Annotated in this window: 24 protein-coding genes and 1 riboswitch; of the genes, 4 read left to right on the top strand and 20 right to left on the bottom strand. The window is 71.6% G+C overall.

What is annotated here, in order from left to right:
• On the top strand, positions 1 to 903 hold the full coding sequence (locus ACF09C_RS07160; protein WP_392089643.1) for an STM4011 family radical SAM protein: 903 nt from the start codon (positions 1 to 3) through the stop codon (positions 901 to 903).
• Here the strand turns inward: ACF09C_RS07160 and ACF09C_RS07155 are convergent.
• Together ACF09C_RS07155 and ACF09C_RS07150 are read right to left on the bottom strand one after the other, a co-directional pair.
• Positions 890 to 1,702 (bottom strand): SGNH/GDSL hydrolase family protein, encoded by an 813-nt coding sequence (locus tag ACF09C_RS07155; RefSeq protein ID WP_392089641.1) that lies wholly within the window; start codon positions 1,700 to 1,702, stop codon positions 890 to 892. The two genes, ACF09C_RS07160 and ACF09C_RS07155, sit on opposite strands and share 14 nt — an antisense overlap.
• Before the next feature lie 167 nt (positions 1,703 to 1,869).
• The gene (locus tag ACF09C_RS07150; protein WP_392089639.1) at positions 1,870 to 2,844 is read right to left on the bottom strand and encodes a LysM peptidoglycan-binding domain-containing M23 family metallopeptidase; all 975 of its coding nucleotides are present in this window, start codon (positions 2,842 to 2,844) and stop codon (positions 1,870 to 1,872) included.
• Positions 2,845 to 2,848: 4 nt separating this feature from the next.
• Positions 2,849 to 3,008: riboswitch (cyclic di-AMP (ydaO/yuaA leader) on the bottom strand.
• Positions 3,009 to 3,401: 393 nt separating this feature from the next.
• Between ACF09C_RS07150 and ACF09C_RS07145 the strand changes: the two genes are divergently transcribed.
• Positions 3,402 to 4,214 (top strand): tyrosine-protein phosphatase, encoded by an 813-nt coding sequence (locus ACF09C_RS07145; protein WP_392089637.1) that lies wholly within the window; start codon positions 3,402 to 3,404, stop codon positions 4,212 to 4,214.
• A 16-nt stretch (positions 4,215 to 4,230) separates the two neighbouring features.
• Here the strand turns inward: ACF09C_RS07145 and ACF09C_RS07140 are convergent, their stop codons facing one another.
• From ACF09C_RS07140 to ACF09C_RS07055, 18 genes are all read right to left on the bottom strand, one after another.
• Entirely contained in the window at positions 4,231 to 4,386 is a 156-nt protein-coding gene (locus ACF09C_RS07140; RefSeq protein WP_392089635.1) for a DUF6126 family protein, read from the bottom strand.
• A gap of 18 nt (positions 4,387 to 4,404) precedes the next feature.
• Positions 4,405 to 5,046, bottom strand: coding sequence for a helix-turn-helix domain-containing protein (locus ACF09C_RS07135; RefSeq protein ID WP_392089633.1), 642 nt, complete (start codon positions 5,044 to 5,046; stop codon positions 4,405 to 4,407).
• An 86-nt stretch (positions 5,047 to 5,132) separates the two neighbouring features.
• Complete coding sequence (locus tag ACF09C_RS07130; protein WP_392089631.1) at positions 5,133 to 6,518, bottom strand: aspartate aminotransferase family protein; 1,386 nt, start codon at positions 6,516 to 6,518, stop codon at positions 5,133 to 5,135.
• A gap of 191 nt (positions 6,519 to 6,709) precedes the next feature.
• Complete coding sequence (gene hpnH / locus ACF09C_RS07125) at positions 6,710 to 7,732, bottom strand: adenosyl-hopene transferase HpnH (protein WP_392089629.1); 1,023 nt, start codon at positions 7,730 to 7,732, stop codon at positions 6,710 to 6,712.
• A 7-nt stretch (positions 7,733 to 7,739) separates the two neighbouring features.
• A complete protein-coding gene (locus tag ACF09C_RS07120) occupies positions 7,740 to 8,420 on the bottom strand; it encodes a 1-hydroxy-2-methyl-2-butenyl 4-diphosphate reductase (RefSeq protein ID WP_392089626.1) in 681 nt (226 codons plus the stop codon).
• A complete protein-coding gene (gene shc / locus ACF09C_RS07115; RefSeq protein ID WP_392089624.1) occupies positions 8,420 to 10,405 on the bottom strand; it encodes a squalene--hopene cyclase in 1,986 nt (661 codons plus the stop codon). The genes ACF09C_RS07120 and shc overlap by 1 nt, the downstream gene beginning before the upstream one ends.
• Before the next feature lie 120 nt (positions 10,406 to 10,525).
• Positions 10,526 to 11,626, bottom strand: a complete 1,101-nt coding sequence (locus tag ACF09C_RS07110) for a polyprenyl synthetase family protein (RefSeq protein WP_392089622.1) — start codon at positions 11,624 to 11,626, stop codon at positions 10,526 to 10,528.
• A complete protein-coding gene (hpnE, locus tag ACF09C_RS07105) occupies positions 11,623 to 13,137 on the bottom strand; it encodes a hydroxysqualene dehydroxylase HpnE (protein WP_392089621.1) in 1,515 nt (504 codons plus the stop codon). The genes ACF09C_RS07110 and hpnE overlap by 4 nt, the downstream gene beginning before the upstream one ends.
• Positions 13,103 to 14,053 carry a presqualene diphosphate synthase HpnD gene (gene hpnD, locus ACF09C_RS07100; RefSeq protein ID WP_392089619.1) on the bottom strand — a complete coding sequence of 317 codons (951 nt, stop codon included), beginning with the start codon at positions 14,051 to 14,053 and terminating at the stop codon, positions 13,103 to 13,105. The genes hpnE and hpnD overlap by 35 nt, the downstream gene beginning before the upstream one ends.
• Complete coding sequence (gene hpnC, locus ACF09C_RS07095) at positions 14,050 to 14,961, bottom strand: squalene synthase HpnC (RefSeq protein WP_392089617.1); 912 nt, start codon at positions 14,959 to 14,961, stop codon at positions 14,050 to 14,052. The genes hpnD and hpnC overlap by 4 nt, the downstream gene beginning before the upstream one ends.
• 299 nt (positions 14,962 to 15,260) lie before the next feature.
• The gene (locus tag ACF09C_RS07090; RefSeq protein WP_392089614.1) at positions 15,261 to 15,932 is read right to left on the bottom strand and encodes a TetR/AcrR family transcriptional regulator; all 672 of its coding nucleotides are present in this window, start codon (positions 15,930 to 15,932) and stop codon (positions 15,261 to 15,263) included.
• A gap of 119 nt (positions 15,933 to 16,051) precedes the next feature.
• Complete coding sequence (locus ACF09C_RS07085; protein WP_362409592.1) at positions 16,052 to 16,837, bottom strand: ABC transporter ATP-binding protein; 786 nt, start codon at positions 16,835 to 16,837, stop codon at positions 16,052 to 16,054.
• Positions 16,830 to 17,759, bottom strand: a complete 930-nt coding sequence (locus ACF09C_RS07080; protein WP_392089611.1) for an ABC transporter permease — start codon at positions 17,757 to 17,759, stop codon at positions 16,830 to 16,832. Before ACF09C_RS07080 ends, ACF09C_RS07085 begins: the two co-directional genes overlap by 8 nt.
• A gap of 47 nt (positions 17,760 to 17,806) precedes the next feature.
• Positions 17,807 to 18,685 carry a glycosyltransferase family 2 protein gene (locus tag ACF09C_RS07075; protein ID WP_392090278.1) on the bottom strand — a complete coding sequence of 293 codons (879 nt, stop codon included), beginning with the start codon at positions 18,683 to 18,685 and terminating at the stop codon, positions 17,807 to 17,809.
• Positions 18,686 to 18,763: 78 nt separating this feature from the next.
• Positions 18,764 to 19,543 carry a CDP-alcohol phosphatidyltransferase family protein gene (locus tag ACF09C_RS07070; RefSeq protein WP_392089609.1) on the bottom strand — a complete coding sequence of 260 codons (780 nt, stop codon included), beginning with the start codon at positions 19,541 to 19,543 and terminating at the stop codon, positions 18,764 to 18,766.
• Positions 19,521 to 20,582, bottom strand: coding sequence for an iron-containing alcohol dehydrogenase family protein (locus ACF09C_RS07065; RefSeq protein WP_392089607.1), 1,062 nt, complete (start codon positions 20,580 to 20,582; stop codon positions 19,521 to 19,523). The genes ACF09C_RS07070 and ACF09C_RS07065 overlap by 23 nt, the downstream gene beginning before the upstream one ends.
• Positions 20,570 to 21,307 carry a phosphocholine cytidylyltransferase family protein gene (locus ACF09C_RS07060; protein ID WP_362409600.1) on the bottom strand — a complete coding sequence of 246 codons (738 nt, stop codon included), beginning with the start codon at positions 21,305 to 21,307 and terminating at the stop codon, positions 20,570 to 20,572. Before ACF09C_RS07060 ends, ACF09C_RS07065 begins: the two co-directional genes overlap by 13 nt.
• Positions 21,304 to 23,121, bottom strand: coding sequence for a DUF5941 domain-containing protein (locus tag ACF09C_RS07055; protein ID WP_392090275.1), 1,818 nt, complete (start codon positions 23,119 to 23,121; stop codon positions 21,304 to 21,306). Before ACF09C_RS07055 ends, ACF09C_RS07060 begins: the two co-directional genes overlap by 4 nt.
• 427 nt (positions 23,122 to 23,548) lie before the next feature.
• Here ACF09C_RS07055 and ACF09C_RS07050 point away from each other — a divergent pair, with 427 nt between their 5' ends.
• Together ACF09C_RS07050 and ACF09C_RS07045 are read left to right on the top strand one after the other, a co-directional pair.
• On the top strand, positions 23,549 to 24,490 hold the full coding sequence (locus ACF09C_RS07050; RefSeq protein ID WP_362409602.1) for a cation diffusion facilitator family transporter: 942 nt from the start codon (positions 23,549 to 23,551) through the stop codon (positions 24,488 to 24,490).
• 213 nt (positions 24,491 to 24,703) lie between these two features.
• Positions 24,704 to 25,960, top strand: a complete 1,257-nt coding sequence (locus ACF09C_RS07045; RefSeq protein WP_392089604.1) for a GNAT family N-acetyltransferase — start codon at positions 24,704 to 24,706, stop codon at positions 25,958 to 25,960.
• Positions 25,961 to 26,045: the final 85 nt, after the last annotated feature.

Genomic DNA, 26,045 nt, shown 5'->3' with positions numbered 1-26,045 from the left:
GTGGACCTGACGATCCTGTACCGGGGGCCGCTCGCCTCCTGTGACTACGACTGTCCCTACTGCCCGTTCGCCAAGCGGCGTGACAGCCGTGAGCAGCTGCGGGCCGACCGGGCCGCCCTCGAGCGCTTCTCCGCGTGGGCGGCGGCGCAGACCGGTGACCGGCTGCGGATCCTGTTCACGCCGTGGGGCGAGGGGCTGGTCCGGTCGTGGTACCGGCGGACCCTCGCCGAGCTGTCGCACCTGCCGCACATCGAGCGGGTGGCGATCCAGACCAATCTGAGCTGCCGCACGGACTGGCTGGCCGAGGCCGACGCCGGGACCCTCGCGCTCTGGTGCACGTACCATCCCGGCCAGACACCGTACGACCGTTTCCTCGCGAAGTGCCACGAGCTGGCGGCGCGGGGGACGCGGTTCAGTGTCGGGGTCGTCGGCCTGGCCGAGCACCGGGAGCACGCGGTGCGGCTGCGCGCGGACCTGCCGGGCGAGGTCTATCTGTGGGTGAACGCGGCGGAGGGCCACACGTACACCGACGAGGAGGCCGAGCGCTGGACGGCGCTCGACCCCCTCTTCCCGTACAGCCGCCGTCCGCACCGCTCGGCCGAGCTGCCCTGCAGGACCGGGGAGTCGGTGATCTCCGTGGACGGCGACGGGACGGTGCGCCGGTGCCATTTCGTCAAGGCCGAGCTGGGCAATCTGTACGACGGCTCGTTCCGTGCCGCCCTGCGCCCGCGCGCCTGCCCGCTCGCCGTGTGCGACTGCCACATCGGCTACGTCCACCTGGAGACGCTGCCGCTGTACGACGTGTTCGCGGGCGGGGTCCTGGAGCGGATCCCGGCCGCGCCGGTCGGGGTGGTCGGACCCGACGGCGCGGCCGCGCCCGGCGGAGTCGTCAGAGGGGCATGAGGTCGCCGACCGGCATGAGGTCGGGGCGCTTGGCCGCGACGTCGTCGCCCGAGCTCTCGCCGCGCAGGCGGCGCCCGATCCACGGGACGAGGTACTCCTTGGCCCAGTGGATGTCGTCGCGGCGGACCTCCAGGGTCCCCCTCGGCGGCAGCGGCGGCCAGGCCTGGTCAGGGTCGGCCGGCACGTCCATGCCGAGGACCTGGGCGGCGCGCAGCGCGACCCGGGTGTGGCCCTCGGGCGAGAGGTGCAGCCGGTCGTCGTCCCAGGCCCGCCTGTCCTGGACGGACTTGAGCGACCACAGGTCGAGGACCGGGCAGTCGTAGCGGTCGGCGATGGCCCGGACGTGGGCGGTGTACGTGGCGATCTTGCCGCGCAGGTGCCGCAGGACGGGTACGTCGCGGGTGTCGAAGCCGGTCGTCACCATCACCGTGCCGACGGCCGACGTCAGGTCGGCGACGGCGCGCTCGAAGCGCTCGGCGACGTCGTCCGGGTCGGTGCCGGGGCGGATGATGTCGTTGCCGCCCGCGCAGAAACTCACCAGGTCGGGGGCGAGTTCCCTGGCCCTCGGGACCTGTTCCGCCACGATCTGGTCGAGGAGCCGGCCCCGGACGGCCAGATTGGCGTAACGGAACGCGTCGTGCTCCGGCAATTGGTCGGCGAGGAGAACCGCGAAGCGGTCCGCCCATCCGACGTACTTCCCGTCCGGCCCGGGATCTCCGACGCCCTCGGTGAAGCTGTCCCCGATCGCCGCGTACGACCCGAATGCGTTCTTGTCTCTTGATCTCGAATCGTCTGCCACGGGAGTTCATCTTTCCCTTATGGGTGTGACCTACGCGACCGTAAGGAGGGGTTGACGCCGGGTGAGATACGCCACCGGTCAAGATTCCGCCAAGCCGGAATACGCCGGAGGGGCCCGGCGCACCGAAGTGCCGGGCCCCTGCGGGGTGGAGCGTGCGACGCGGAGCGTCAGATGCCGACGCCGTGCTGGCGCAGGTATGCCAGCGGGTCGATGTCCGAGCCGTAGCTCGGGCCGGTGCGGATCTCGAAGTGCAGGTGCGGGCCGCTGGAGTTGCCGGTCGAGCCGGAGAGGCCGATCTGCTGGCCGCCCGTGACGGTCTGGCCGGCCGAGACGGAGAGCGAGGAGAGGTGGGCGTACTGGGAGTACGTGCCGTCGGCGTGCTGGATGACTACCTCGTTGCCGTACGCGCCGCTCCAGCCGGCCGAGTGGACGGTGCCCGCGCCGACGGCCTTGACCGAGGTGCCGGAGGAGGCGATGAAGTCGACACCGGTGTGGTAGCCGGAGGACCACATCGAACCGGAGGCCCGGTACGGGGTGGAGACGCCGCCGCCGACCGGGGCGACCCAGCCGGAGGAGGACTGCGCCGGGGCGGACTGCGCGGGGGCGGAGCCCTGGGTGGTGGCGGCTGTGGTGCGCTCGGAGGAGCGGGAGGCACGCGACTCGCTCGTGTCGGAGGACGAGGACTTCTTCTCGGCCTTGGGCGCGGCCTTCGGGGCGGCCTTGGGGGCCGCGGCCTTCGGGGCGGCCGTGGACTTGGCGCCGAGGGTGAGCTTCATGCCGGGGAGGATCAGCGAGGGGTTCTCGCCGACGACCTGGCGGTTGTCGGCGTAGAGCTTCTGCCAGCCACCCTTGAGGTCGTGCTCGGCGGCGATCTTCGACAGGTAGTCGCCCGGAACGACGGAGTACGTCTTCGGCTTCGCCGCGGGGGCGGTCGCCGGGGCGGCCGGGGCCTTCGCGGGGGTGGCGGCGACGGCGGTGACGGCCTGCGCGGGCGTCAGGGCCGGCGCGGCCTTCTCGGCGGCGTGGGCGCCGGTCGCGCCGAGCAGCGGGAGGGCGACGACGGCGCCACCGGTGCCGGCGGCGACGAATCCGCGCGTGATCGGGTTGGCCTTGGGACGGCGATGCTTACCCTTCGCGGGCATGGCGAATTCCTCTCCGTCGCCTACGAGGTGAGCTGTCGGGTTCGGACTGGAGATGTCCGGCCGCGCTCTCACGCGACTTCACCCCGAGCCGACCGGTTCGACCGGTGCGGCGTACTTACCTGGGTCCCCCGCTCCTGCCGTACGTGGATGGGTGCGGATTGATTCCGGGCGGTGGCAGGATTCGGCGGTCCGTCCGGATTGAGCGTGACGCTAGACGAGCGGGGTCGAGCCGAACAAGCCGCTGGTTTCCGTTCGCAATCCGCGGCGTGATATCCGCACCGAATTCCGGTCACCCTGCGTGGATGACGGGGGATCGATTTCCTTTTCCGGTACGGGAATTAGCGGGGACGATCAGGCACGGTCCGTCACCTTTGAGACGCTGCTCACGCCCCGAAACCCATCTCCCCTGCAACCAGGGCGCGTTATATCGAAGGGCTCAATTCGGACAGAACACCCAATCCCCCACCCAGGGGTGCGCGCCGACCCCGACACCCGGGATGATTGCCCCAGGAATCGATCAGGAACCGATCGCGATCCGTCTACCTTCAGGAGCACTCGTGACGCAGCAGCTGCCCCAGGTCCCGTCGACCGAACCCGAGCTCACCGGGGTCCGCAACTTCCGGGACGTGGGCGGACTGCCGACCGTGGACGGCGGTTCGGTGCGGTTCGGACGCCTCTTCCGCAGCGGCCACCTGGCCCACGCCACCGAGGAGGACGCGACCTTCCTCGCCACCCTCGGGCTGCACACGATCTTCGATTTCCGCAATCAGGCCGATGTCAAGATCGAGGGTCCGGACGTCGAACTGCCCGGTGTACGGAACGTGAACATACCGCTCAACGACCCGGCCGACGGCAAGGAGTTCTGGAAGCTCGTCCGCTCCGGCGAGCTGGAGCAGCTTCGCGCCATCCTCGGCGACGGCAAGGCCGCGACCCGAATGTCCGATTCGTACCGGCAGATGATCGTCGAGCGGACGGCGGAGCACAGCCGCATCCTGCACGCGCTCGCCGAGGACAGCGTCCCGGCGCTGATGCACTGCGCGGCCGGAAAGGACCGGGCCGGCCTCTCCGTCGCGATCTCCCTGCTCGCGGTGGGCGTCGAGCGCGAGGCGATCGAGGCCGACTACGTGAAGTCGAACGACCCGCACCGCCGCTACAAGGTGCGCCGCACCTCCGACGCCTCGGACGCGATGGCGCCCGAGGTGATGGAGCTGATCAGCCCGCTGTTCGACGCGCGGGTGGAGTACCTGCGGGCCGCCTTCGAGACGATGGAGCAGACCTGGGGGACGGCGGAGAACTACTTCACCGACGGCCTGAAGCTCAGCCCGGAGACCCGGGCGAAGCTGCGCGAGCGACTCGTCGTCGAGGGGTGACCGCCGTCCCGGCGCGTCATTGGTTCTGCGCGCCGAGGGCGAAGAGCAGATAGAGGAAGCCGGCGAAGAGGTGCCCGGCCACGAGGTAGGCGAAGAGCCGGAGGACCAGGCCCTTGGGGAACTTGCCGGCCTCGCGCTCCTCGCCGGTGACCGGTGCGGGCTTCTTGGACATATCGGTCCTTTCTGAAGGTCAGCGCAGATGAGGTGCGCCGCCGTCGCCGAGGCACAGCTCGGCGACGGGGCTCTGCATCAGCGTGTGGACGAAGAGCAGCTCGGCCCCGCCCCGTCCGGCGGCGCCGATCCGGTGCGGCGTGAGCGAGTCGAAGTGCGCGCTGTCCCCGGGCTCCAGGACATGGACGGCATCGCCGAGCGCGAGGCGCACCCGGCCGTCGAGGACGTGCAGCCACTCCTCCCCCGGATGGACCCGCACGATGTCGGCCCGGGTGGCGTACGGCACGTGGACGCGGAGCGCCTGCAGCGCGCGGCCCGGCCCCCCGGCCTGGCGGTAGATCCAACCGTCCGCCTCGACGGGTTCGGACCGGCCGGCCCGGACGATCGGATCACGCTCGGCCGGAACCTCGCCCAGGAGGGCGGAGACCGTCGTACCGTAGATACGGGCCAGGGCCAGCAGCATCGGCAGCGAGGGCTGGCGGTGGCCCGTCTCGAGCCGGGAGAGATGGGCCGGGGAGAGTCCGGCGCGCTGAGCGGCTGCCTCGAGGGTCAGCCCGCGGCGCCGGCGCAGGCCCCGCAGCTGCGGGGCGACGTCCGGCAGGACGGCGGTCGCGTCGCCTGCGGCAGGGTCCGGGGAACGCTCCCCGGGGAGGTGGTCCATGCCTCCATTCCGCCAGGAATTTTCCTCTGAGGCAAACTTCTTGCCCCAGAGGCAAAGAGTGCCGGTGTGAACGCGCCACCCTCGCGTCAGCGCTGCGCGACCGCCTGCTTGACCAGCGTCTTCCCGAAGTCCCAGACCAGCCCGCCGCCACCGTGGGCGTCATCCATGACCGCCGTGAACGCGGTCACGAACCGGTCCACGTCCGCCTCGTCGATGATCAGCGGCGGAATCAGCTTGATCACTTCCATGTGGTCGCCGGACACCTGGGTCAGGATCCGGTGGCGCTGGAGCAACGGCACGACGACCATCTGCGCGAAGAGCCCCTTGCGGGCCGCCTGCAGCATGGTCCAGCGGCTGCGCAGGCCGAGCGAGGAGGGCCGGCCGAACTCGATGCCGATCATCAGTCCACGCCCACGGATCTCGTGCAGCAGCTCGTAGCGCGGCACGAGCTCCCTCAGACGCGAGGAGAGCAGTTCGCCGATCCGGCGCGCGTGCGCCACCGTGCCCTCGTTCTCCATCACCGAGAGCACGGCGAGCCCGGCGGCCATGGCCTGCGCGTTGGAGCCGAAGCTGGCGGAGTGGACGAGGACGCGGTCCATGGACGAGTAGACCTTCTTGAAGATCCAGTCCTTGCCGAGCGTCGCCCCCACCGGTACGTACCCGCCGGACAGGGCCTTGGCGACGCAGAGCAGATCGGGCTCGACCCCCTCCTCGTGCTGGTACGCGTAGAAGTCCCCGGTCCTGCCGAGCCCGGTCTGCACCTCGTCGGCGATCAGCAGGGCTCCGTGCCGGTGCAGCAGCTCCTGGGCGGCGCGCAGGAAGCCGGGCGGGGCCGCGTGCACCCCCTTGCCCTGGATCGGCTCGACGACGAAGCCCGCCACGTCGCCCTTGCGCAGCTCCCGCTCCAGGGCGTCGAGGTCCCCGAGCGCGAGGGCCGTGTCGGGCAGCAGCGGAGCGAAGCCGTCCCGGAACCCCTTCTCCCCGTTCACCGACAGGGAGCCGGTGGTCAGTCCGTGGAAGGCGTGCGCGCAGTACAGGATCCTCGGCTTCCCGGTGGCGTACCGGGCGAACTTCAGCGCGGTCTCCACCGCCTCCGTCCCGCTGTTGCCGAAGAAGACCCGGTCGAGGTGCGGGCTGTGGGCGAGCAGCTTCTCCGCGAGGAGACCCGGCAGCGGCTGGCAGTCGAAGCGGGTGAGGTCGGCGAGCTGGGCGTCCAGGACGTCGTGGAGGGCCCGGCGGACCACGGGGTGGTGCCGCCCGAGGCCCATGACGCCGAAGCCGGCCAGCATGTCGAGGTAGTCCTCGCCGTCGGCGTCCCAGAAGTGGGCGCCCTCGGCCCGTTCGTAGACCTTGTCGAAGCCGATCGTGTGCAGCATGCGCGGGAGCTGGTGGTTGAGGTAGCGGCCGTGCAGCTCGTAGCGCTCCGCGCCGCGTTCGGCGAGCAGCGCCGAGAGGTCGAACTCCGTGCTCATCGCCCCTTCTTCCGGGTCGGTGCGGCGCCGATGCGCCCGGCGATCTCCACCGGGGGTGGGGCCGAGGTCGGCGAGGCCTGGGCGCGCCTGGCGTGGGCGAGGAACTGCCCCGGCGTCCCGAAGGTTCTCAGGGAGCCGTACGGGGGACCCGCGCCCGGTCGTCCTTCGCGGGCCCTCCCGTACGCGTCACGTCATCCGCGGTTGCCGGAGACCGTCTCGCGGGCCGCCCTCAGGGACTCCTTGAGCGAGCCCATGGTGGCGAGGACGGCGGTCGGTTCGTAGCCGCAGTGCGCCATGCAGTTGGCGCAGCGCGGGTCCTTGCCCCGGCCGTACTTGTCCCAGTCGGTCTCCTCGATCAGCTCCCGGTACGTGGGCACGTAGCCGTCGCTCATCAGATAGCAGGGTCGCTGCCAGCCGAAGAGCGAATAGTTGGGGATCGCCCAGGCCGTGCACGGGAAGTCCGCCTTGCCCTCCAGGAAGTCGAGGAAGAGCGGCGAGTGGTTGAGCCGCCACCGGCTCCGGTTGCCGCCCGCGAAGGCCTTCTTGAAGAGTTCGCGGGTCTGCTCGACGCCGAGGAAGTGTTCCTGGTCGGGCGCCTTCTCGTAGGCGTACGCGGGGGAGATCATCATCTCGTCGACCTGGAGGTCGTCGTTGAGGTAGTTCAGCACCTCGATGATGGTCTGCGGGGTGTCGGTGTTGAAGAAGGTCGAGTTGGTGGTGACCCGGAAGCCGCGCCGCTTGGCCTCCTTGATCGCCGCCACCGCCTCGTCGAAGACGCCTTCCTTGGCGACGGACTCGTCGTGCCGCTCGCGCAGCCCGTCGATGTGCACCGCGAAGGCGAAGTACCGGGAGGGGGTGAACTTCTCCAGCTTCTTGCGCAACAGCATCGCGTTGGTGCAGAGGAAGACGTACTTCTTCTTGGCGACCAACTGGCGCACGATCTCGTCGATCTGAGGGTGCATCAGCGGTTCGCCGCCGGCGATGGAGACCATCGGCGCGCCGGACTCCAGGACGGCGCCGACTGCCTGGGCGACCGGCATCCGCTGCTTGAGCACACCGGCCGGGTGCTGGATCTTTCCGCAGCCCTCGCACTTGAGGTTGCAGGCGTACAGCGGCTCCAGCTCGACGATCAGCGGAAACTTGTCCCGCTTGCGGAGCTTCTGTTCGAAGAGGTAGGTCCCGACCCGGATGGACTGACGGAGCGGCATGGCCATAACTCGCTCACCTCCTGGGGAGCAGCAAAGAACGGTGCCATTCGAAGAATGCGGGAAGGACGGAACGAAGAACACGGAACGCTGATATTCCCCCGCGTACCGTGCCGATCCGGACCAGTTCATGTTCTGGAGCGTCCACGACCACCCGGACGGCCGCAACCGGACGCGGTCCCGCCGCCAGCGCGGTACGGAGCGTGGCGGCTGACTCCATGTCGACGGCGATGGCGCCGGTGGCCTCGAGCTCGGCCCGCTCGTGGCCCCTGACGACATGGTCGGAGCCGGTCAGGGGGCCGGTGTGGACGGTGCGCCCGGGCAGCGCCCTGGTCAGGGCCTTCACCAGGAGCTCGGTCCCGATGCAGGCCGTGACGGTGCCGGGGCCGGTACGGGGACCGCCCGGTTCGTCCCGGGTCTCGTCGGCGACGATCAGGTCTCCGGGGTGCATCCCGGGGGCGAGACCGGCGCAGAAGCCGGAGGCGATGACGGCGGCGTCCCGCCAGGGCTCCCGGTCCAGGGCACGGGAGACGCCCCGGCGGGCGTGGGCCGGGCCCATGCCGGTGCGGACCACGGTGAAGGGGCCGGGCGCGCCGGCCCGGTCACCGCTGCGCAGCGCGAGCTGCTCGATGCCGAGCGCGCAGGCGATCAGCAGCGGCGGTGCGGAGCCGGCCGGCGGCCCCGGCTCTGCGCCCATCAGTCCTCCCCGGGGACGGCCGGCTCGCCGTTCAGGTAGCGGCCGAGGGCCGTGAGCGGGAAGACCTGCCGGTAGAGGTGGTAGTTGATGGAGAAGTCCCAGGGGAAGCCGGTGCCGGTGAAGTACGGCTCGTCCCAGGAGCCGTCGGCCCGCTGTGTCTCGGCGAGCCAGGCGACGCCCCGTTGCACCGCCTTGCTCTCCGGTCCTTCGGCCGCGAGCAGGGCGAGCAGCGCCCAGGCGGTCTGGGACGCGGTCGAGGCGGGGCGCCCGATCCAGGGCTGCGGCTTGTACGAGCGCAGGTCCTCGCCCCAGCCGCCGTCCTCGTTCTGTACGGACTCCAGCCAGCGGACGGCCCGGCGGATCGCCGGGTGGGAGCGGGGCACCCCGGCGGCGGTGAGCGCGGGGATCACCGAGCCTGTCCCGTAGACGTAGTTGACGCCCCAGCGGCCGAACCAGGCGCCGTTCGGCTCCTGTTCGGCGAGCAGCCACTCGACTCCCCTGCGGGTGCGCGGGTGGTGGGCCTTGCCCTCGTGGGCGAGCATCTCGACGACATGGGCGGTGACGTCGGCCGAGGGCGGGTCGACTACCTCGCCGAAGTCACAGAAGGGCAGCCGGTTGGGGAAGGGGCTGGTGTTGTCGGCGTCGAAGGCGGCCCACGCGCCGTTCTTCGACTGCATGCCGAGGGTCCAGCGGGTGCCCCGGGCGATGGCCGCCTCGGCCCGGTGGGGATCGGTGGGCGTGACGCGGCGCAGCGCGAGGATGACTTCGGCGGTGTCGTCGATGTCCGGGTAGTTGTCGTTGTGGAACTCGAACGCCCAGCCGCCCGGGGGCAGTCCGGGCCGGCGGACGGTCCAGTCGCCGGGGCGGACGATCTCCTCGCCGAGCATCCAGTCGGCGGCCCGCTGAAGCGCCGGGTGGTCGGCCGGGACGCCCGCGTCGGCGAGGGCGATCGTGGCGAGGCAGGTGTCCCAGACGGGCGACTGGCAGGCCTCGACCATGCGCGAGCCGTCCTCGCGCCAGACGGCGAACCGGTCGAGCGATGCGAGCCCTGCCCGCATGACCGGGTGTTCCAGGTCGTAGCCGAGCAGGTGCAGGGCGATCAGCGAGTAGACGGCGGGGGGCTGGATGCCGCCCCAGCAGCCGTCGTTCTCCTGGCGTTCGACGATCCAGCGGGCGGCGACGTTCATGGCCGCGGTGCGGAGCCGGCGCGGGGCGACCCGGTGGTAGACGTGCAGCGCCTTGTCGAGCCGCTGGAAGGCGCCGTCCCAACTCGCGGCGGGCGCGAGGGGTTTCCCCGGGTTCGGCCGGGCCGGGTCGGTGTGCAGCTCGTCCAGCGGGAAGGGTGCGGGTCGCACCGGCCGCTTGGCGGAGACCACGGTGAGCGGCACGATGGTCTGCCGGGCCCAGCAGCCGAAGTCGTAGATGTTGAGCGGGAACCACTTCGGCAGGAAGATCAGCTCGGGCGGCAGCTCGGGCAGGTCGTCCCACTTCCACCAGCCGAAGAGGGCGAGCCAGATCCGGGTGAAGACGCGGGCGCCGGCGATCCCGCCCCGCTCCCGGATCCAGGCGGCGGCGCGGGCCATGTGCGGGTCCTCGGGCCGGTCTCCCGCCAGGCGCAGCGCGACATACGCCTCGATGGTGGTGGAGAGCTCGGCGGGCCCGCCGTAGAAGGTGGCCCAGGTGCCGTCCTCGCGCTGTTCGCCGCGGATGTACCGGGCGGCGGCGCGGGTGGTCGCCTCGTCCCGGATGCCGAGGAACTGGCGCAGCAGGAGGTCCTCGGCGTCCATGGTGACGTTGGTCTCCAGGTCGCCCTTCCACCAGCCTTCGGCGTCCTGGCAGCCGAGCAGGTGCGCGATGGAGCGTTCCGCCGCCCGTGCGGCCGCCTCGTCGAGGCTGCCGGGGGCGTGCGTGGTGGTGTCGGTGGTGCTGGCCGCGGTCGTCCGGGGGCCCATGGCCCCGGCGCTTCCGTCGGTCGTCGCTGTCATGGCTTCCCCTTCGTGCAGGCGGTGTACTGGTGTGTACTTTCTGCTTCACTCGGGTCTGCCGTCGGCCGGTGCCGGGTGGCACCGGCCGGCGACCGCGCACTCATATCAGGGTGATGGTGATCATCTCTTCCGTACGACGACGAAGTCGGCGAGCGCGGTGAGCTGGGCCCGGACGCGCTCGGGCATGTCCACCTCGTGCAGGGCACGGACGGCGGTGGCGTGCTGGCGGCGGGCCTCCTCGGAGGTCCACGCCCGGCCCCCGGCCTCCTCGATGAGGGCGGCGCGGGTGGCGAACTCCTCCTCGGAGAAGCTCTCGAAGTCGCTGCTCTTGGCATCGGCGGCGAGCAGCTCACCGAGCCGCTCGGAGGCCGCCCCGCCGGCCGCGAGGGCGGCGACGACCGGAAGGGACTTCTTGCGCTGGCGCAGGTCGCTCCAGGTCTGCTTGCCGGTGGACTCCGGGTCGCCCCAGATGCCGAGGAGGTCGTCGACGGCCTGGAAGGCGAGGCCGAGGTGGTAGCCGTACTCCTCCAGCTTGTCGGCGGTGCGGTCGTCGGCGCCGCCGAGGACGGCACCGATGGAGACGGCGCAGGCGAGCAGGGCGCCGGTCTTGTTGCCCTCCATCTCCAGGCACTCCTCGACGGTGACCCGGTCGCGGTGCTCGTAGGAGATGTCCTGGGCCTGCCCGTCGATGAGCTTGCGGCTGGCGGTGGTCAGCCGGCGGGTGGCGCGGCCGGCCTCGACGGTCCCGAGTTCGAGCAGCAGCTCGTTGGCGAGGGCGAAGAGCGCGTCGCCGACGAGGATCGCCTGGGCGGGGCCGTGCACCTTCCAGACGGTGTCGCGGTGGCGCCGCTGCTCGTCGCCGTCCATGAGGTCGTCGTGCAGCAGCGAGAAGTTGTGGACCAGCTCCACGGCGACGGCGCCGGGGATGCCGACCTCGGGGGCGACTCCGGCGGCCTCGGCGGAGAGCAGGGCGAGGGCGGGGCGCACGGCCTTGCCGCTGTCGGCGTCGGTGGGGTTGCCCTGGGCGTCGATCCAGCCGAAGTGGTAGGCGGCGACGGTGTCCATGGGCGGCGCGAGCCGGTCGACGGCCGCCCGCAGGACGGGGGTGGACAGGGTCCGCCCGCGCTCCAGCAGAGCGGTGACGTCCGCGGTGTCGACGGCCGGATTCACCGGGGGCACAGTCGGCACGGTCTCTCCTCTTGTTCCAGTACTCACACTCATGCCGCCTCCTGCAGCGGATGTTCATGGCGGCGGCCGAGGGCGGAGAGCGCGGCGCCCGCGGCGCTGAAACCGCTGCGGACCGCGCCCTCCATGGTCGCGGGCCAGCCAGTGGCGGTCCATGCGCCGGCCAGGTAGAGGCCGGGGGCGTGGGTGCGGGCGGCGGGACGGAGCCGGCCGACGCCCGGGGTGGGGGCGAACGTCGCTGTCCGCTCCCGTGTGACGAAGAAGTCGCGGATCCCTGCTCCCCGCGCGGCGGGCAGCAGGCGCTCCAGCTCCGGGAGGTACCGCTCGCGCAGGGCGGCGACGGGCGCGTCGATCTCGTCCTGGGCCGCGGACTGCGAGACGGCCAGATACTGGCCGTCGCCCTGGAGACCGGAGGAGTCGGTGCGGTCGAAGACCCACTGCACCGGGGAGCCGAGCGCGGTGAAGAAGGGCTGCCTGAGCACCTTGCGGTCGTAGACGACGTGCACGTTGAGAATGGGCGCGGTGCCGATGTCCAGGAGCCGGTCGGGGTCGTCGACGGCGCCGTCGGGGAGCAGTTCGCGGGTCTCGCGCTGCGGGACGGCGAGGACGACGGTGTCGGCCTCGATGGTCTCCCCCGGTACGTCGACGGCCCAGCGGCCGCCCTCGGTACGGGTGATCCGCTCAGCCTTGGTGCGCAGTTCGGTGCGGACGCCGAGGGAGTCCAGGGCCTTGCGGGCGAGGGTGTCGTGCAGTTCGCCGAGGGGCACGTGGGCCCAGCCGATGTCGGCGGCGCCGGGCTCGGAGAGCAGTCCGGTCTTGAAGACCATGGCGGCCAGGCCCATGGAGGCGTCCGGCGCGGTGGCGTTGAGGGTGGCGACGCCGACGAGGTCCCACAGCGCCTCGATGGCGCGCGGGGACTGGCCGTGACGGCCGAGCCAGGTGGCGAAGTCGATGCCGTCCAGGGCCGGGTCGGCGGGGTCGAGGCCCTTGAGGGCGAGCGCGGCGCGCCCGACGCTCGCGCGCTCGGCGAGCGAGAGGTGCGGATAGGTCGCCAGGCTCTTGGCGAGGTGCAGCGGTACGGGCAGGTTGGTGCGCCGCAGCCGTCCGAGGCGGGGGCCGCGGGGGTGGGCCACGTCCAGGACGGGCACGTCGAGCCGGTCCTGGAGGGGCGCGAGGTGGGCGCCCTCGACCCGGTCGAGGAACCACCGGTAGGCGGTGCAGCAGCGCAGGTAGACGTGCTGGCCGTTGTCGACGGTGAGTTCGCCGCGGCGGAAGGAGAACGCGAGCCCGCCGAGCCGCGGGCGGCCTTCGAGCAGGGTCACGCGCAGCCCGGCGTCGGCGAGTTGGAGCGCGGCGGTGACGCCGGCGAGCCCGCCGCCGACGACGACGGCGTGCGCGGCGGCGTCCCGGCCGGTCTCACGCTCGGTCATGCCGCCTCCCCTCGGGTCGTCGCAGGCAGGGACGCCGTCGTACGGCGTGGGGTTGCCCGGTGCCGGGGCGCGTGCCGGCGCATCAGGCACGCCTCCTGACGGTCCGTCGGGAGACATGGCGGGTGTCGAGTCCGGAGAGGCCGCGCACGGCGACGTACGCCTTCTCCCGGCCGGGGAGCGAGACACGGCCGCGCAGCACGGCCGCCGGGTCGCGTTCGATCCGGTCGAGGAGGCGGCGGTAGATGCCGGCCATGGCGGCGACGCACGCGCCGCTGCGCCGGTCGAGCATGGGCAGGAGCCGGTAGCCCTCGGCGAACAGGGCACGGGCGCGGCGTACTTCGAAGTGGACGAGGCCGGTGAAGTCGGCGCCGGCCGGCGGGGTCTCGCTCCCGAAGCCGTCGCCGCAGCCGAACTTGGCGAGGTCGTCGGCGGGCAGGTAGGTGCGTCCGTTGCCGGCGTCCTCACGGACGTCACGGAGGATGTTGGTGAGCTGGAGTGCCAGGCCGAGGGTGTCGGCGTACTCCGACGCGCGTTCGACGCCCTGGGCGCCCGGCTGGGTGCCGAAGACGCCGAGCGAGAGCCTGCCGATGGCGCCCGCCACGCACCGGCAGTAGACCTTGAGGTCGTCCCAGGTCTCGTACGTCTGGCCGCGCACGTCCATGAGGACGCCGTCGATGAGTTCGTCGAGACCGCCGAGCGGGATCGGGAACCGCCGCGCGGCGTCGGCGAGCGCGACGGCGACGGGGTCGGTGTCGTCCTCGTCGACCTTGTCGTGCCGCACCCGGTCCAGGAGCGCGCGGGTCGCTTCGAGCCGCTCCCGCTTGGCCTCGGGGGCGAGCGGGCCGTCGCCGATGTCGTCCACGCGGCGCGAGAACGCGTACAGCGCGGACATGGCCTGTCGCTTGTCGGTCGGCAGGAGCCGGATCCCGTAGGCGAAGTTGCGCGCCTGCTGTCCGGTGACGGCCTCGCAGTAGCTGTACGCGGCCTGCACCGGCGCCGACGTCTCCGTCTGTCCCTCCACGGTCCGGCTCACCCCTCTCTCCGCGCTTGGAGCAGGACCGTTCCCGCTTCGCGCATCAGACTCGGCTTCGTGGGCTTGGGGGGTTCCCGCAGGACGTCGAACCCGGCGGCGGTGATCGCGTCGAGGGCGGCGAGGCCGCCGGCCGTGAAGCCGGCGAGGAGCAGCCGCAGCCTGCCGCGCACGCTGCCCACCAGCGGGGTGCCGTCGCGCAGCAGGGTGCGGGCGCGGTCGGCCTCGAAGGCGATCAGGGCGCGCACCGAGGCGTTCGCGGTCGGCCGGGCGAGGTCGTCCTCGGTGACGTGGAACCGCTTCATGTCCTCGGCGGGCAGGTAGATCCGGTCCCGGCCGAGGTCCTCGGCGACGTCCTGGAGGTGCTCGACGATCTGCAGCGCGGTGCAGATCTCGTCCGAACGTTCGACGCGCTCGGGGGTGGCGGTCCCGGTGATGCCGAGGACGAGCCGGCCGACGGGGTTCGCGGAGAGTTCGCAGTAGGCGAGGAGGTCGTCGTACGTCTCGTAGCGGCGCACCAGCTGGTCCTGGCGGTTGGCCGCGACGAGACCGAGGAAGGGCTCGGGGGTCAGTGCGCGGCGGCGCACGGTCGGCTGGAGGGCGCGCAGCAGGGGGTGGTGGGGGGTGCCGTCGAAGACCCGCAGGAGGTCGGCCTCGAAGGCGTCGAGCAGGGCGAGCCGGTCCTCGGCCCGGTCGGGGGCGACGCCGAGGTGGCGGGCGTCGGCTCCACCGGGTGCGAGATCGCCGTCGCCGATGTCGTCGACGAGCCGGGCGAAGCCGTAGACGGCCATCAGGTCGTCGCGCCAGGCGCGCGGCAGGAAGAAGGGGGCCACGGGGAAGTTCTCGTCCGCTGCCTTGTCGAGGGTGGTGCGCGCGGAGGCCTCGGGGCGCACCCGCCGGGTTCCCGTCACTGGCCGCTGCCCGACGCGGGGACGGCGACACCCTCGTGGAGCTGGAGATTTCGCGTCATGGCCGTCACATCTCCTGTTCTACACTGCCGATCCAATCCATCCTATTTCGGACACGCCACCGGTCCGTCACGGACGGCTCACCGTCTGACGCCCGAGGATGCCTAGGGGTTATCGACCCACTTGCCACGAATCAGCACCGCTACAGCTTACGTTGTACAACGCCGAGTGCCTCGTCGGGGTGCCGGGCGCCGCGCGAAAAGAACACCCAGGTCGTCAACTCGCCCGCATAGAGCGGAAGTTCAGCTTCCTCGCCGCGCCCGGCCGGCGCGGGCCCCGGAGACCACCAGGGCGAGGGTGGACTCGACGACGTCGGCCCGGCGCTGGGCCGGCAGGGCGTCCAGCGGGCCGTCGAGGAGCAGAAGTGACAGTCCGTGCACGGCCGACCACGTGGCAGCCTCGGCCGCGGGCCGGGCGCGCCGCGGGCCGCGGCCGGCCCCGGTGAGGGCGTTCACGGCCTCCGTGAGCAGGGCGAACGCACGGATCTCGGGTTCGGGTTCGGCGGGGCGCCCCGGTGGCGCCCAGGGCTCGCCACAGGCCGCGCGCGGGGTGCAGAAGGCGGCCCGGTAGAGGCCGGGGTGGTCCAGGGCGAAGCCGACGTAGCCGCGGCCGAGGGCGGCGAGGCGCATCTCGGCGGCGACCGTGGGGTCGTCGGCACCGGGAACCCGCTCGACGGCCCGCTCCATGGAGTCGGCGAGCGCCCGCTGGGCGTGGGTCTTGACGGCTTCGAGCAGCTCGCCCCTGCCCTCGAAGTGCCGGTAGGCGGCGGTGGGCGAGACGCCGACCCGGCGGGCCGCCTCGCGCAGGACGACGCGTTCGGGGCCGCCCTCGGTGGCGAGGTCGACGGCGGCACAGATCAGCGCGTTGCGCAGATCGCCGTGGTGGTAGGTCTTTCCCCCGGTGATCGCTGCCATGGGCTCATCCTGCCCGATGTTGACCGCATGAACATTCCCGGTGGTCGGCGCCGGACGGGGCGGGGAACGCGAAGGCCCCCGCCGGTCGGGCGGGGGCCTTCGTACAGCGTGTGCAGCGGCTACCTCGCGGTCTCGCGCTCGTACGCCCGCATGACCTCTTCGGTGGGGCCGTCCATCAGGAGCTCGCCCTTCTCCAGCCACAGGACCCGGTCGCAGGTGTCCCTGATCGACTTGTTGCTGTGGCTGACCAGGAAGACCGTGCCGGCCTCCTTGCGAAGCTCCCTGATGCGCTCCTCGGAGCGGATCTGGAACCTGCGGTCACCGGTCGCGAGGGCCTCGTCGATCATGAGGACGTCGTGGTTCTTCGCGGCGGCGATGGCGAACCGGAGCCGGGCACCCATGCCGGAGGAGTACGTCCGCATCGGCAGGCTGATGAAGTCGCCCTTCTCGTTGATGCCCGAGAAGTCGACGATGCTCTGGTAACGCTCGCGGATCTCGTCCTTGCTCATGCCCATGGCGAGGCCGCCGAGGATCACGTTGCGCTCGCCCGTGAGGTCGTTCATCAGCGCGGCGTTGACGCCGAGCAGCGAGGGCTGCCCGTCGGTGTAGACCTTGCCGCTCTCGGTGGGGAGCAGGCCGGCGATGGCGCGCAGCAGGGTGGACTTGCCGGAGCCGTTGCTGCCGATGAGGCCGATGGCCTCGCCCCGGTAGGCGGTGAAGGTGACCCCGCGCACGGCGTGCACCTTGCGGACGCCGCGGGAGACCTCGGCCTTGCCCTTGCCGACGATCCGGCTGAGGGCCGCGGTGGCGCTGCCCTTGCCGCCGCCACCGGTGTTGACCCGGTAGACGATGTGAACCTCGTCGGCGATGACGGTGGGAACGCGCCCCTTGGTGATGTCAGCCACGGCCGTACCTCTCCTCGGCCTTCCAGAAGTAGACGAAGCCGCCGATGCCGATGGCCAGCGCCCAGCCGAGCGCCGCCATCCAGACGTGCGACGGCAGGTTGGAGGAGCCGTAGTCGTCGATCAGGGCGAACCGGACCAGGTCCATGTAGATCGCCGCCGGGTTGTACATGAGGACGTCGGCGATCCAGGCCGGCTTGTCCGCGAGCATCACCGGGATGGAGAACATCACGCCGGAGGCGTACATCCAGGTGCGCATGACGAAGGGCATGAGCTGGGCGAGGTCGGGTGTCTTGGCCCCCATCCTCGCCATGATCATGGCCAGACCGACGTTGAACACGAACTGCAGGAACAGCGCCGGAATCAGCAGCAGCCAGCTCAGCGACGGGTAGCTGCCGAAGGCGATCACGATGGCGGCCAGCACGATCATCGAGAACAGCAGCTGCTGGAGCTGCTGGAGCGCGAACGAGACCGGCAGCGAGGCGCGCGGGAAGTGCAGCGCGCGGACCAGGCCGAGGTTGCCGGCGATCGCGCGGACACCCGCCATCACCGAGCTCTGGGTGAAGGTGAAGACGAAGATGCCGGTGACCAGGAACGGGATGTACACCTTGGTCGGCATGCCCTGACCGGCGCCCAGGATAAGACCGAAGATCAGGAAGTAGACACCGGCGTTCAGCAGCGGGGTCGCCACCTGCCAGATCTGCCCGAGCTTCGCCTGGCTGTACTGCGCCGTCAGCTTCGCCGAGGAGAAGGCGAGGATGAAGTGGCGCCGACCCCACAGCTGCCGGATGTACTCGAAGAACCCGGGCCGGGCACCGCTGACCGCAAGACCGTACTTGGTGGCCAGCTCGGCCGGGGTCAGGCGGTCGTCGACGGATGGCGGGGCGCTCGTCGCGACCGCACCGTCGTGGGTTGTCTCACTCACAGGTCGGAACTTTCGTATTCAGATGCGCGGTGGTCAGGCACCACGTGTCAGACGACGGGCGGGCGTCCCAGTCGGGTCAGCCGCCACACCGTACGCCATTTCATGGGCCGGCGCGGTCCGCAGGGGGCGGCCCAGCCTTCCCGGAAACCGCCGAGCCACGCCTTGAGCGCGGGGCCCGAGGGGCGCCGCGCGAGGGTCAGGAGCAGCCAGACACCGAGATAGACCGGAACGAGGAGTGCGGGGAGGTTGCGCCGGGCCAGCCATACCCGGTTGCGGGCCACGTTGTAGTGGTACGTCGCGTGCCGGGACGGTGGCGTGGTGGGGTGGAGCAGCACCATGTCGGAACGGTAGTCGATCATCCAGTTGGCGTCGAGGGCCCGCCAGGCCAGATCCGTCTCCTCGTGCGCGTAGAAGAACTCGTCGGGCAGGCCGCCGACTTCGGCGAGGACCTGGGTGCGGACGGCGTTGGCGCCGCCGAGGAAGGTGGTCACGCGCGAGGACCGCATCGGGTCGGCGGCGCGCAGCCTCGGGACGTGCCGGCGCTGGGTGAGACCGGTCTCCGGGTCGGCGATCCGGAAACTGATGATGCCGAGCCGCTCGTCGGCGGCGAAGGCCGCACGGACCAGCTCGGCGGTGTCGTTCCGCTCCAGCAGGCCGTCGTCGTCCAGGAAGAGCAGGGCGTCGACGGGGCCGCACGGACCCTCGGGGCCGAAGGCCTCGATGCCGACGTTGCGGCCGCCGGGGATGCCCAGGTTTTCGGGCAGGTCGATGGTGTGGACGCCCTCGGGCACCCCCGTGACGGGGGCGCCGTTCCCGACGACGACGACCTCGACCGGGTCGCCCTCCTGCTTGGCGACCGACTCGAGCAGCGCGCGCAGGTCGTCGGGGCGGTTGCCCATGGTGATGATGACGGCGCCCAGCTTCATCGGCGTGCTCACGCTCGTCCCCCTGCTCGTCGTCGTCATGTCGGTCGTCCGCCCACTCCTGGCCATGTCAGCCGGTCCTCACTTCAGCCGGCTCGACGCCAGGATCGACACCAGGTGCAGCACCGTCTGCAGGAGCGCGATGCCCGCGAGGACGGCGACGCCGAGGCGGGTGAAGAACAGGTCGCCGCGCGCCGCGTCGAGGAACGCGAGCACCAGGATGAGCAGGGAGGCCTCGATGCCGAGGACCAGGCGGTGGAACTTCAGCGCCGCGGCCGCCCGGCGGGCGAGGGCCATGCCGGAGGAGCGGGGCTCGCTGGCCGACTCCTTGACCGGCTCCATCCCGCTCTGGTGGCGGGCGACGCCGACGAGGTCGGTCTCCGCCTTGATGAGGATCGCGCCGAGCGCGGCGAGGGTGCCGAGGAAGGCCCACAGCCAGTCGATCCGGCCACCGCCCCACAGGTCGGAGGCGCGCAGGCCGAGGCCGACCAGGACGGCGGCGTCGCACAGGTACGCGCCGACGCGGTCCAGGTAGACACCGGCGAGCGAGTACTGCTTCTTCCAGCGGGCGACCTCGCCGTCGACGCAGTCGAGGAGCAGGTAGAGCTGGACGGCGACGACGCCGAGGACCGCGCCCCAGATGCCCGGCACGAGCAGGGCGGGGGCCGCGAGGACGCCGCAGATCGTCATCACGTACGTCAGCTGGTTCGGCGTGATCCTGGTGCCGACCAGGTGGCGGGTGATGCGCAGCGAGATCTCGCGCATGTACAGGCGGCCGCCCCAGTGTTCGCCGCTGCGCCGGTCCTTCACCCCCGCCGGGTGCACGACCGGGCGGAGCTCAGCTACCGATGGCTTTGGCATAGTCGGCGTACGCGTCCCTGATCTGGTCGTCGGAGAGGTCGAGGTGTTCGAGGATCGTGAAGCGGCCCGGACGGGTCTGCGGCGCGAAGGACACGGCCCGGACGAACTCGTCCACGCCGAAGCCCATCTCCTGAGGGGTCACCGGCAGGCCGTGGCGGCGCAGCGTCTCGACGATCTGGAGCGAGCCCTCGGCCGCACCGCGCAGGTGCATCGCGAAGGCGGCGCCGAGACCGACCTGCTCGCCGTGGCTGGCAGCACGCTCGGGGAAGAGCAGGTCGAAGGCGTGGCTGATCTCGTGACAGGCGCCCGAGGCCGGCCGGCTGTCGCCGCTGATCGACATGGCGATGCCGGTCATCACCAGGCCCTCGGAAAGGGTGACGAGGAATTCCTCGTCGCCGATGCCGCCGGGGTGCCGGAGCACCGCCTCGCCCGCGCTGCGGGCCATCGCCGCGGCGAGGCCGTCGACCGGCTCGCCGGTCTCGCGGTGCGAGAGCTCCCAGTCCGCGATGGCGGAGAGGTTGGAGACCGCGTCGCCGATGCCGGAGCGGACGAAGCGCACCGGGGCGTCCCGGATCACGTCGAGGTCGATGACCAGCGCGATCGGGGTCGGCACTCCGTAGGAGCCGCGTCCGTTGTCGTTGTCCAGGGTGGAGATCGGCGAGCAGATGCCGTCGTGCGACAGGTTCGTGGCGATGGCGACCAGCGGCAGGCCGACCCGGGCCGCCGCGTACTTGGTGACATCGATGATCTTGCCGCCACCGAGGGCGACCACGGCGTCGTACCGCTTGCCGCGCATCGCGTCGGCGAGCTTGACCGCCGCGTCGATGGTTCCGCCGTCGACCGGGTACCAGTCGGCGCCGGGCAGCTCGGGCGCGAACTGGTCGCGCAGCTTCAGGCCGGAGCCGCCGCTGATGGCGACGGCGATCCGGCCGTTGCTGGAGATGCGCTGGTCCGCCAGGAGGCCGGCGAGGTCCTCCAGCGCCCCCCGCCGGATGTCGACGACGACCGGCGAGGGGATCAGCCGGGTCAGTACTGGCACGCGATCTCACGGCCCTTCGCGAGGTCGTCGTGGTTGTCGATCTCGACCCACTTGACGTCGCCGATGGGCGCCACGTCGATGGTGAAGCCGTCGTCGACGAGCTTCTGGTAGCCGTCCTCGTAGTAGAGGTCGGGGTCGCGCTCGAAGGTGGCCTTGAGGGCGTCGGCGAGCGCCTCGGCGGCGGCGGGCTCGATGAGCGTGACACCGATGTACTCGCCGGTGGCGGTGGCCGGGTCCATCAGCTTGGTGATCTTCTGGACGCCCTTGCCCTCGGCGGTGATGACCTTCATCTCCTCGTCGGCGAGGTTCTTCACCGTGTCGAGGGCGAGGATGATCTTCTGGTCGCCGCCGCGCGCGGCGAGCAGGGTCTTCTCGACGGAGACCGGGTGGACGGTGTCGCCGTTGGCGAGGATCACACCGCGCTTCAGGACCTCGCGGGCGCACCACAAGGAGTAGGCGTTGTTCCACTCCTCGGCCTTGTCGTTGTCGATCAGCGTGATCGACAGGCCGTACTGGGCCTCCAGGGCCTCCTTGCGCGCGTACACGGCCTCCTTGCGGTAGCCGACGACGATGGCGACCTCGGTGAGGCCGACCTCCGCGAAGTTCTTCAGCGTGAGGTCGAGGACGGTGGTGTCACCGTCGACAGGCACGAGGGCCTTCGGGAGCGTGTCGGTGTAGGGGCGCAGACGCCGTCCGGCACCGGCTGCCAGTACGAGGCCAATCATGCTGTTTCTCCTTCGTCATGTACGGCGGGTGCTCCGGAGGACACCCAGAAGCGGATGGACTCCACGAGCACCACGAGCGCGAGGGCGACCGCGAGGGCGGTGAGTGCCAGGGCGAAGTCGTCGCCCCGGCTCGCCAGCAGGGCGGCGAGGACCGTCACCAGCAGGACGCGGCCCTCGTGCCCGCCGATGGTGCGCACCAGCCAGGCGGGCGGGGCGCCGGTGCCGCCGCGGATGCGGTACACCGTGTCGTAGTGATGGTAGGCGACGGCGGCCACCAGGCCGTAAGCCGCGGGCAGGGCGCCGTTCACCTCGGAACGGGCGGCGAGGATGAGGATCAGGCTGTACTCGGCGGCCCGGAAGATCGGGGGCACGAGCCAGTCGAGGGGGCCCTTGAGGGAGTGCGCGACGGCCACGCCCGCCGCAGCGACGTACACCACGGCGGCCAGGACGACCCAGTAGCTGCCGACGCTCTTGTCGCCCGCCTCGACCAGCAGGATCGCCGCGCCGACGGCCGCGGCCAGCGGGGCCGTCCAGCGGTCCCGGGTTCTGCTCGGTGAGCCCGCGATGAACTGCGCGATCGGGCCGCTGTCGGCCAGGTCCGCCAGGGCCTGGGCGGCCCGGTCGGTGCGCTTCGCCTTGCGGGTCAGCGAGCGCAGCACGCGGCCGGCGGTGGTGTAGCAGGCGCCGAAGGCGCAGCCGATGATGAGCGCCCAGAAGGTGATCCGGGGGGTGGTGACGGCGGTGAGGACCGCGATCATGGCCCAGCGCTCGCCGATCGGCAGGATGATCATCCGGCGGATCCAGACGGTCCAGCCGACGCTGTCGAGCCGGCTGGAGAGCGCCGCGGTGGGGCTGGTGTTGGCCGTGGCGTCGTGATTGGCCTCGTTGAACGAGAAGTCCACAACGTGCCGGCAGGTCATCAGGATCATCGCGCCGAGCGCGAGCGCCCAGACGTCGTCGCCGTTACGGGCCGCGCCGAGGGCGAGGCCGGCGTAGAAGGCGTACTCCTTGGCGCGGTCGAAGGTGGCGTCGAGCCAGGCGCCCATCGTCGAGTACTGCAGGGAGTAACGGGCGAGCTGCCCGTCGGTGCAGTCCAGGACGAAGGAGACGAGGAGGAGCACGCCGGCCGCGATGTATCCGCCGCGCTCGCCGGTGGCGGCGCAGCCTGCCGCGATGAGCGCGGTGAGCAGCGAGGCGGTGGTGACCTGGTTGGGCGTGAGACCGCGCCGGGCGCACCAGCGGGCGATGTAGCGCGAGTACGGGCTGACGGCGAAGGTGGTGAAGAAGCCGTCGTGGGCCTTCACGGCGGAGCGGAGGCGTACGGCCTCCTCGTCGACGGCGGCGACGGCGGCGCGGGCCTCGTGGCGGGCCTCGGCGTCGGTCGGTACGGCGGCGACGAGCGTGCCGAGGGTGGGCCGGTGCACGGCGACGCCGTCGGCGTCGAGGGCCTCGGCCAGGGTGTCGGGCAGGCTCTCGTCGGAGGCCGTGTCCGCCGCGGGGGCGCCGGGCACCGTCGCATGGGCGTCGGTCAGGGCGCGGGCGAGCGCCGGGCGGGCCTCGGGCTGCGCGGTGAGCGCGCCGGGCGCCGCGGCGGCCGGGAATCGGGGGTCGGTCAGGGCCAGGCGCAGGGCGTGGAGGTGTCCGACGAAGCGGGGGTCGACGACGGCGACCCGCTCACCGGCCGGTACGGCGGCGAGCAGCGCTCCGGTGTCCTGGGGGCCTGAGGCGACCCGCACGTCGAAGCCGAGCGACCGCAGATCGCCGTCGAGCGACGATCCGGGTACCGGCGGACCGGTGAGGATGGCGGTCGACAGACGAACTCACTCCTTGGAGCTGACGGGCGGGCCCTCGGGGCTCACGGCACGGCCCCGGGCACGGCGGCTCGGCCCGGCATCGGGCGGCGGCACGTCGGCTGAGGCTATCGGATGAACATGGCGGGAGTTCACCGAGGCTTTGCGGGGCGGACTCCCCCGGGCCCACTCGAATCCGTCCGTGTGCGCCATGCCCCACGGAGATCATCATGGGCGATCGACCCGCCGCCCCACAAACCGCGTTCGGAGGCGTTCCGGGACCACCTTCTCGCGCCGTACCGCCGAACGCGCATCAGTGCAGGTCAGATGATATGACAACGGTGTTCAATCCCGTGTTGCACATACCCCCCACCCGTAGTTCACTGGCGAATCGGAGCGACTCGCGGTGACGCGAAACACCCGGCACACGACACGAGGGAGAGGCGACGTCATGGGGGCTGGACACGACCACGGGCACAGCCACGGCGGACCCCCGCCCACGGGGACCGCCGCCGCTGCCTACCGCGGCCGGTTGCGGATCGCGCTCGCGATCACGCTGTCCGTGATGGTGGTCGAGATCATCGGCGGCATCGTCTCCGACTCGCTCGCCCTGATCGCCGACGCCGCCCACATGGCGACGGACGCGGTCGGCCTCGCGATGGCGCTGCTCGCGATCCACTTCGCCAACCGCCCGCCCACGGAGAACCGCACCTACGGCTTCGCTCGGGCCGAGATCCTCGCCGCGCTCGCCAACTGTCTGCTGCTGCTCGGTGTCGGCACCTATGTGCTGTACGAGGCGATCCAGCGGTTCATCGAGCCCGCCGAGACCAAGGGCGGCCTCACGATCATGTTCGCGCTGATCGGTCTGGTCGCCAACATGGTCTCGCTCTCCCTGCTGGTACGGGGCCAGAAGGAGAGCCTGAACGTGCGCGGCGCCTATCTGGAGGTGCTCGCCGACGCGCTCGGCTCGGTGACGGTCCTCGTCTCGGCCGGCATCATCCTGGCCACCGGCTGGCAGTACGCCGACCCGATCGCCTCCATCCTCATCGGCCTGATGATCGTGCCGCGCACGATCAAGCTGCTCCGCGAGACGCTCGACGTCCTGTTGGAGTCGGCTCCCAAGGGCGTCGACATGGCGGAGGTCCGGGCGCACATACTGGCGCTTCCCGGCGTCGAGGACGTCCACGACCTGCACGCCTGGACGATCACGTCCGGCATGCCGGTGCTCTCCGCGCACGTGGTGGTGGACCAGGCGGCGCTCGACTCCGTCGGCCACGAGAAGATGCTGCACGACCTGCAGGGGTGCCTGGGCTCCCACTTCGACGTGGAGCACTGCACCTTCCAGCTGGAGCCCGCGGGTCACGCCGCGCACGAGGCCAAGCTCTGTCTGTGAGCCCTGTTAGGCTTGATCGACACGTGTTCGAACCGCATGCGCGAAGCGCGTGAGTGGGAGAGGAGCTGAGGTTGATGACCGTCGCGATGGAGGCTGCCCAGTGCGGCAGCGCCCGGTCCAGCTTCAGCTTCCGGGTCCTCGGCTGACCTGATCCCGGTTCTTCCGGCCCGATCATCCGTCGGCCGGGACCCTTTCACACAAGGGTTTCCCACGTTGTCCGACAACAACAGCAACGCACTTCGCGATGCTTTCTTCGCCCTGCACCACGGCCTTCCGCGCCAGGGTCCGGGCTCCGACGCCACCACCCGCCGTCTGCTCGCGCTCGCGGGACCGCTCCCCGAGCGCCCCCGCGTGCTCGACCTCGGCTGCGGCCCCGGCCGCTCCGCCCTGCTCCTGGCCGCCGAGGCCGGGGCGGAGGTGACGGCCGTCGATCTGCACCGGCCGTTCCTCGACGAGCTGCGCGAGGCCGCGGACGCCCGCGGGCTCGGCGACCTGATCCGTACGCTCGACGCCGACATGGGCGAGCTGCCGTTCCCCGACGGGTCCTTCGACCTCGTCTGGGCCGAGAGCTCGGCCTACGCCCTCGGCTTCGACACCGCCCTGCGTTCCTGGCGCAGGCTCCTGGTTCCCGGCGGCACCCTGGTGCTCACCGAGTGCGAATGGACGGTGGACGAGCCGAGCGAGGAGGCCCGCGCCTTCTGGGACACGCATTACACGCTGCGCACCCGGCGGGCGAACACCGCGGCGGCGGTCGAGGGCGGCTACCACGTCCTCGGTGTCCTCCCGCAGCCGGAGAGCGACTGGGACGCGTACTACGGACCGCTCTCCGAGCGGGCCGACGCGGCGGACCCAGGCGTTCCCGGCATGGCCGAGATCCTCACCTCGACGCGCGCCGAACTCGCCATGCGCCGCGACCACGGCGGCGAGTACGGCTACACCGGTTACGTCCTGCGGCCCGCCGACGCCCGGTGGCGGACGCGGCCGGAGACCGCCGACGACATCCGTTCCGTACGGGACGTCAACGCGGCGGCGTTCGAGACGCCGGCGGAGGCCGATCTTGTCGACGCCCTCCGCCGGGACCCCGGGGCGTGGCTGCCGGGTCTGTCGTTCGTGGCGGAGGCCCCGGACGGCTCCGTCGCGGGGTACGCGCTGATCACCCGCTGCCACGTCGACGGCGTCCCTGCGGCGGCGCTCGCCCCGGTCGCCGTCGCCCCGCGGTACCAGCGGCAGGGTGTCGGGGAGGCCGTCACCCGGGCGGTGCTCGACGCGGCACGGCTGCGCGGGGAGCGGCTCGTCCTGGTGCTCGGCCATCCGGAGTACTACCCCCGGTTCGGGTTCGCACCCGCGTCTGAATATGGAATTCGGCCGTCCTTCGACGTTCCGGACGAGGCCATGAGGGCACTGGTCCTCGACGGCTCCGGCCCGGTTCCGTCGGGCACGATCCAGTACGCGGCGGCTTTCGGGGTCTGACGCCCCGCCCGCTCCCGCCGTGCCGGTGTACTCCGGTGCGGTGGGAGCGGGCCATGTCCGGCCGCTCGAAGTACGGACAAGAGGC

Origin of the sequence: Streptomyces sp. NPDC014870 (assembly GCF_043081505.1) — a bacterium.
In the GTDB taxonomy this organism is placed as follows: domain Bacteria; phylum Actinomycetota; class Actinomycetes; order Streptomycetales; family Streptomycetaceae; genus Streptomyces.
This window is presented reverse-complemented; position numbering and strand designations above follow the sequence as displayed.